At 32.0% G+C, this 6691-nt stretch carries 4 protein-coding genes; all 4 read right to left on the bottom strand.

All coding sequences use genetic code 11. From position 1 onward, the window contains the following. Positions 1-165: 165 nt before the first annotated feature. Positions 166-678: a FlhC family transcriptional regulator gene (locus tag L655_RS0113765; RefSeq protein WP_024604275.1), complete on the bottom strand. Its 513-nt coding sequence runs from the start codon at positions 676-678 to the stop codon at positions 166-168. An 11-nt stretch (positions 679-689) separates the two neighbouring features. After that, positions 690-1082 (bottom strand): hypothetical protein, encoded by a 393-nt coding sequence (locus L655_RS0113760; RefSeq protein ID WP_024604276.1) that lies wholly within the window; start codon positions 1080-1082, stop codon positions 690-692. Positions 1083-1251: 169 nt separating this feature from the next. Next, positions 1252-2919 (bottom strand): hypothetical protein, encoded by a 1668-nt coding sequence (locus L655_RS0113755; RefSeq protein WP_024604277.1) that lies wholly within the window; start codon positions 2917-2919, stop codon positions 1252-1254. A gap of 1512 nt (positions 2920-4431) precedes the next feature. Then, positions 4432-5874, bottom strand: coding sequence for a hypothetical protein (locus L655_RS0113750; RefSeq protein ID WP_024604278.1), 1443 nt, complete (start codon positions 5872-5874; stop codon positions 4432-4434). Positions 5875-6691 lie beyond the last annotated feature (817 nt).

The following is a 6691-nucleotide window of genomic DNA, read 5'->3' as shown; positions in this document are numbered from 1 at the left end:
TAGCCGATAAAAGGCAGGCAGCTATTGCTGCAGATAAAGTAATAGTTTTCATAGCAATTATATTGCCATGGGTATTATGCGGCTGTGGTGATTAAGTACCGTTATTAGAGGGGAGAAAATCAATACCAGTAAAGGAAGTTAAAAAAAAGCTTCTATAAGTAGAAGCTAGTCATTGAATAAAGGGGAATCTTGTTCACAAAACGGACAATTATTATAATTTCTTTCTGAATGAAATATAAAATCCATCCCGCATTTATTACAAACTTTTTTCGAGACAGTGCCATCTGCTAAATATTTGAAAATATAATAAATCCTATTTATATCAATATACTTATTGTTATAAATTAGTAAGTAGGACTTTGCTAACGTGAGTAATTCCTTTTCAGTTATTTTTCTTTTTATTTCTGCATTTTCAGGGCTGAATGAACAATACATTCTATAAATTATATTAGCGTGTACCCTATGTATAACATGAGTAGTCATCCATCCCGCACCTTTTCTGTACTTACATAAATCTTTATTGATAGCTAATTCTAATCGTCTATCTACTGCAAAAAACTTATCTAAAACATTGGCATTTGCTCCTAAGCTAGCCATTTCATAAGCGAGCTTTATTTGGCTATAATAAGCACCGGGGTCCCAAGATAGAGCTTTTTTTTTGGAAGTCTTTTCACACATAAATCAATCACCTATATCAGTGAAGCTGATTGAACTTCGTTTACAGGTCGAATGCTTGTTGTGCGTGGAGAGCCTGTGAAAGCATTAATATGTGCAACCGTATTATGAAAATGTTCTACACCTGATTCTAAAGAACTTAGAAGAGCACTCATAGGGCTAGCGCCTCTCAAACTATGCCCATCTTGTCCCTTTATTGTTAGTATAGGAGGGCTAGAGTGTAAAGCTTGTTCTAAAAGGTGAACTGGTGTTTCCGCTAATTGCCTAGCTTCTTCTTTAGATATTTTAAATAAACAAGCTACGCTTACTGGATCAATCCTTGCTAAATCTCTCATTGAGAGAATAAAAGAAGTTTGTGCAATTTGAACTGAGCGGTAACTATTGTTATCAAGTATGCCGATTTCCATTAACTCTTCCTATATATCAAAACAGTAAACGCTTAACTTTAAACGTGCAGTAGTCGCATTTTACGGAGAGTTGCTTACGCTTTCAACGTTTTTAACATTTATTCTTTAATATAAAGTAATGGTCATTAATTCTAAGTATAGAAAACCTCATAAAATCAGTATATTGTAACTATTCTAGCTTGACTAAGTTTCTCTTTGTTTGGCTCATACAAAGACTATAAACATCAATGTTGGGTGGATAATCAAATTCAGTTAATAGAATGTGTTCTAAACCAGTATTAAGTTTCTTATTTCTTAAGTTTTCTATATTAATAATTGGATTATAAGTGGCTTTATTATTGGATTTATTGGTATCAACTCTGTCATCTTCTTTAGTTGGAGTTGTCTTATTTTTACGAAATTTTTGCTGCTTAAACTTATAAATTTGAGCCGATTTACCAGCCGGCATTAATAGCGGGATGCTACCACCTCTAGCAAGCTTAAGTTTATCAACAAACCTAAATATATTTTTTGTAAGTAGTTGTTCTGTATATTTCTTAACAGTATTTCGATTACCTATTTTGCACCAGTAACAAGCAAAAGTTAGGCTAAAAGCAGTAGCATCAGAAGATTGCTCTTTAAAAGAACGTTTACATTGAAGTAACTGCTTAAAACCGTCATAAAGCCTACTACAAGATTTCAATTCTTCAGGAAGCTTTGGCAAGTCTTTAACAGGTTCAGCTATAATCATCCCAGAAGCAATAAGTAATCGGGTTAACCACACTTTATGAGTTGCAGGTGGAAAGGCATCACGTTCAATTCTACGGCCGCTGTGCATCATCGCGTAAATTCTTGCTAAATCGAAAATCACAGGACCTGTGTTATTAGGGTTGTCATGCTTTTCATTGAAAGCCATGTATACAAGCCTAGTTTTCTTATTTGAAGTAAGAAGAGCTAAATTACAACTCGGGTTTTTATCTTCTACGTTAGGAATAATTGAAGAAAAAGATTTAGAGTAGCTATGGTTAGTCGATATACCTTCAACGGGGAGTCCTAAATAGGTTGCTAATTTCAACCATGTACCAGGATTACAAAGTAAATTATCAAACTCTGATTGTGAAAAAGGAGCATGTAGGCTATTCGGAACACTATAGCCACATATAATCCGATCTGAATTAACTTTAACATTATCAAAATCTACTGAACTAAAGGTTACGTATCCTCTGTTCACTTTCTTCTTTGAAACATCTTTTACAGCTATAGATTTATTTCTTTTTTGCTTTGTTACTTTTAGATCTTTACCTTTATTTGACCAACATTGTTGAAAGTCATTATGTTTGTTTACGCTTGGTAAATAGAATAACCTATTTATATTTGTACATTGCATATCTATTTCTAGATCTAATTCTGTAGCTAGCTTTAAGTACTGTGATTTAAATTCTGCAGGTGTTATTGAGCGTTCTAGTAATATTATTACACGCCATTTAGGATGTTCATATGAGGCTGTAAACGTTGAGTAAACTATACACGAGTATTGTTTTAGCTTCGATTTCAGTTGTTCCAAGCTGTAAGATCGGGTTTTACAATCCACGTCATAGACTAACATGGAGATTTTTAGTATTTCTTCAGCTGATCTTGATTCTGTTTTAAATACTCCAGGAACAAATCCTATTGTAGATTTTGTTTCAGTTATCCTGTGTTTTGAAAAAACTTCAAACAATTTTTCTTTTGTTAATGAGACTTCTACTGGTTGTGTGTCTCTTTCGTCATCAACTATAGTAATTTGATATGTTTTATCTATTATTTTCAGAAAATCTGCTTTATTTAATACAGATTGTATTTCTTTAACTTTTTCCATGTTTATTCCAAGCAATAGAATGCCATCACGGAATATTTGACCGTATTGTTACTTGTAGTATAATAAGTAACAACAAAGCATATTTACCGTGTTGGTGAAGTTGCTCAGTTTCAGGCTGCCACCTTTGACTGTGCATTTAGTTTTGTTTAATCTTTTATAGCCAGCCTTCGAGCTGGCTTATCTTTTAAAACACTTTATTTCCTTTCAAACTTTTATTTAACATAGTCGTTTAATCTGCGTTACTACTTAAATATATGAAATTACATTCTAAATATAATCAGAATTGGGTGATAGATCAATGATCCTAGATCTATTGCTAATCGAAATAAAAACAGCAAGTGCAATATAATCAACAGCTTAGGTTTATTACCTCGTTAAATGATTGATCAATTTTTAAATGTTTAATCCACTTCATAGATTTAATCCACTTTTCATAGATTTAATCCACTTTTCATAGATTTAATCCACTTTTCATAGATTTAATCCACTTTTATAGATTTAATCCACTTTTATAGATTTAACCCACTTTTATAGATTTAACCCGTTCAACATCAGTGTGAGCACCAAATGTTTGTGTAGCTCAAATAACCACTCGATTTAATCACAGTATCTAAATCGCACAAGAGCCTGTATTTATAGGCTTTAAATTCCTCTTAACCTTTTATTAAAATACTTATGTGTGTTTAATTTAGTTATATTTAACTTGAACATCTTTATTGGCCCTACTCTTTTTAGCATTGGCCTGCGGTTTTTTAGTTAAGTCACAAAAGAAGCACCATAAATTAAAGAATTTTAGCCCTCCCCCTTTATATTCCAGACATAATTTTTTTCACTAATTTTAATACAGTGGGTTTGATCCGTAATTCGCATGGGGTTTTCTTAGGTTTAGGCTCGAATGTGCATTTTAAAAGCTATTTTCAATCTGCATTTCATACTTTTAATTAAATCTGAGGTTTAATCCACATTTGAGATTTAACTTTTATTCGATAGCCTGGTGGAATGTTCTTGAGATAAACCTTACATTTCATACTTTTAATTAATTCGTAGGTTTAATCCATACATGTTTGGGGGATAGTTATTTTTAATGAAGGTACTTTATTTATAGCTATCTGTACTCGAGTGTGTATTCCATGATTTTAATTAAATCTAAGGTTTAATCCACATTTACATGGAAATGTTTATACATGATGCATTAAGTAAATTATGGTTTTTATCAGTTGTGTACTTCATACTTTTAATTAAATCCTAGGTTTAATCCACTTTTTCTATGGTGTAATGGTTTCTCATGAGGCAATAAGTATATTTATAGCTTTGTGTTCAAGCATGTAATTCATACTTTTAATAAAATCTAAGGTTTAATCCACATTTATGCGGTTTACCGCCAAAAACCCTATAGCCCAAGTATTATATTTATTTGAGCTATGTTTAGCGATTTTATTCATACTTATAAATTTAAGGAGTATTTAATCCACTTTTACGGATGCAATTTTAAAGTTAATTAATAATATGACATTATTTTTTATGAATACTCCCATGCTGAAAAGCCATGTTTTGTAGAAGTTCTCTACCTTTTTTCAGTTCTTGCATTAGAACGAATTCATTATCCTCTAAAGCTATCTTTATACCGTAAATGTTTGCTGTTTCTTTTATTGCAATCCCATTTCTATATATTGGCTTATATTCAGTGTCTATATCTTCTACAGGCTGATTATTCGAATCATAACCATTAATCTTTATAGCAATAACAGCATATTTCATTAGTATTAGACTAAAGCTTCTTTTGAACTCGGTTAATGTAAATTGAGGCGCAGTTCTATCTTTAAGTTCTAGCCAGTTCATCACAGCAAGTCCTTTGTCATTAAAGTATGCTGACGTCCATAAATTGAATGCAAAGACCAAGTTATTACTGATTGAAAATACATATGGATTTGCGTGAGTAAGCTCATGGATTGCATAGGTGCTTTTTATAATACTTCTCTTCACTTGAGCAATTGTTTCAGGTGGAAATTGTATTTGTAAGACAATCGAACCCTGAACTTCCTTTGAGTGCCCCTCGACTCTTAAATTCATCATGTTTAAATGCATTACAGAATTTTGAGCCATATCAAATTTTCGCAAGAACCATTTAGGCAACTCTTTAATATGAAATGTAGTTCCTGAAAGTTGACGTATAGCTTTAATTGCTAATTGTTTATTTCCACCAGTTTTAGGAAGATTTAAAACTGTTAGTATAGAGTTCATTGGAATGTTGTATGTTTCGGTTACCTCTAAACCTCTTTCAATTCTACCTTTTATAATAGACTCTAAAACGGTTATAGATGCTATATAATATTTTAAATCTTTGAGTAGAGCTATTCGTTCACCTTTTCCTGAAGATGTTTCAACTTTAACTCTTTCTGAACCCCACAATACAGTTGATTCTATTTTCTTAGGGTTTCCTTTTTGATTAAACCTTAATGCACCAAATAATACTGTTGTTATTAGATCACAAATTGCTATATCAGTTAGTTCTTCTTTCGGAATTAGTTCAATATCTTCAAGTGGTATTTTAAATCTTGCACTACTTACTTCAGTTTTCTTTGTTGGAGGTTTTACATTAAATACGGGATCTTGCAAGTCATACAAAAGCCCTCTACGCTTGCTCTTTACATCTGTTGTACAATTCTTTTTATTGTAAACTCCAAGTTCAGTTAAATAGTTAACATAATTTCTTGTTGTTGGAATTGATACATTTAACTCATGAGCAATCTTTTCTAAAGATGTTATTTTATTTTCACTTTCCATGCATAATTTAATGGAGGCATTTATAAAGTCGAGGTACTTTTGGCTAACGTCTAATATAGAAATCGAGCGAATTATTTTTTTTATAATTTCTTCGCTTGATAGCCTTATCAATGGAGGTGAGATTCCTTCAGCTCTACCAACATCTCTTAAGTCTATAGTTTCATAACTCATGTCTACTTTCACCTTTGGACTAGTAACTATTTAATAAACGTCTGATAATTAGTGATGATACTTTTAATTAATATAAATAGCACTGAGTACATGTATTATCTATTTTTCAAAATATCACTTACTTGTTTTACCTTTTTAAAAACTATGTTCCTTTCTATCACTAAAATTAATTCGTCAAAGATTTAGGCTACTTAATTATACTTCTTTTCAGTTTCACAATATTGGATGAAATAGACATCACCTTTCTACAATCCACAATGATGTTTTTACTTTAAAAGTGAGTTCTACAATGTTCCATTACTGGGGCTATAACAACCGGCCTGCAATTTTTAACTTCCACTAATTTTTCTACATTCAACCAACTTACTATGATTTAACTCTAAGTTAAAATCTTCATAAAAGGATTTGCCATTGAACCAATGGTTTTAGCTCTTCTCACAGCTAAAACATTTATTGCTTTAATAAGTGTTCGGCACTGAACCACTGGTAGTAACCTTACTCACAGCTAAAATATTTATTGCTTTAATAAGAGTTCGGCACCGAACCACTTGCTACAATTTAACTCCAAGCTAGAAACCTCATAAACGAGTTCGGCACCGAACCACTGGTTGTAACCTTACTCATAGCTAAAATATTTATTGCTTTAATAAGAGTTCGGCACCGAACCACTTGCTACAATTTAACTCCAAGCTAGAAAACTCATAAACGAGTTCGGCACCAAACCACTGGTTGTAACATTACTCATAGCTAAAATATTTATTGCTTTAATAAGAGTTCGGCACCGAACCACTGGTTGTAACCTTACTCATAGCTAAAA

The sequence above is a fragment of the Pseudoalteromonas sp. TAE79 genome (assembly GCF_000498015.1).
Classification (GTDB): domain Bacteria; phylum Pseudomonadota; class Gammaproteobacteria; order Enterobacterales; family Alteromonadaceae; genus Pseudoalteromonas.
Note: the sequence above shows the minus strand (reverse complement) of the source record. Positions and strands in the feature narration are given on the sequence as shown.

Excerpts from the sequence above, each read along its gene's own strand:
- L655_RS0113765 (WP_024604275.1), bottom strand. The coding sequence starts at position 678 with ATGTGTGAAAAGACTTCCAAAAAAAAAGCTCTATCTTGGGACCCCGGT.
- L655_RS0113760 (WP_024604276.1), bottom strand. The coding sequence starts at position 1,082 with ATGGAAATCGGCATACTTGATAACAATAGTTACCGCTCAGTTCAAATT.
- L655_RS0113755 (WP_024604277.1), bottom strand. The coding sequence starts at position 2,919 with ATGGAAAAAGTTAAAGAAATACAATCTGTATTAAATAAAGCAGATTTT.
- L655_RS0113750 (WP_024604278.1), bottom strand. The coding sequence starts at position 5,874 with ATGAGTTATGAAACTATAGACTTAAGAGATGTTGGTAGAGCTGAAGGA.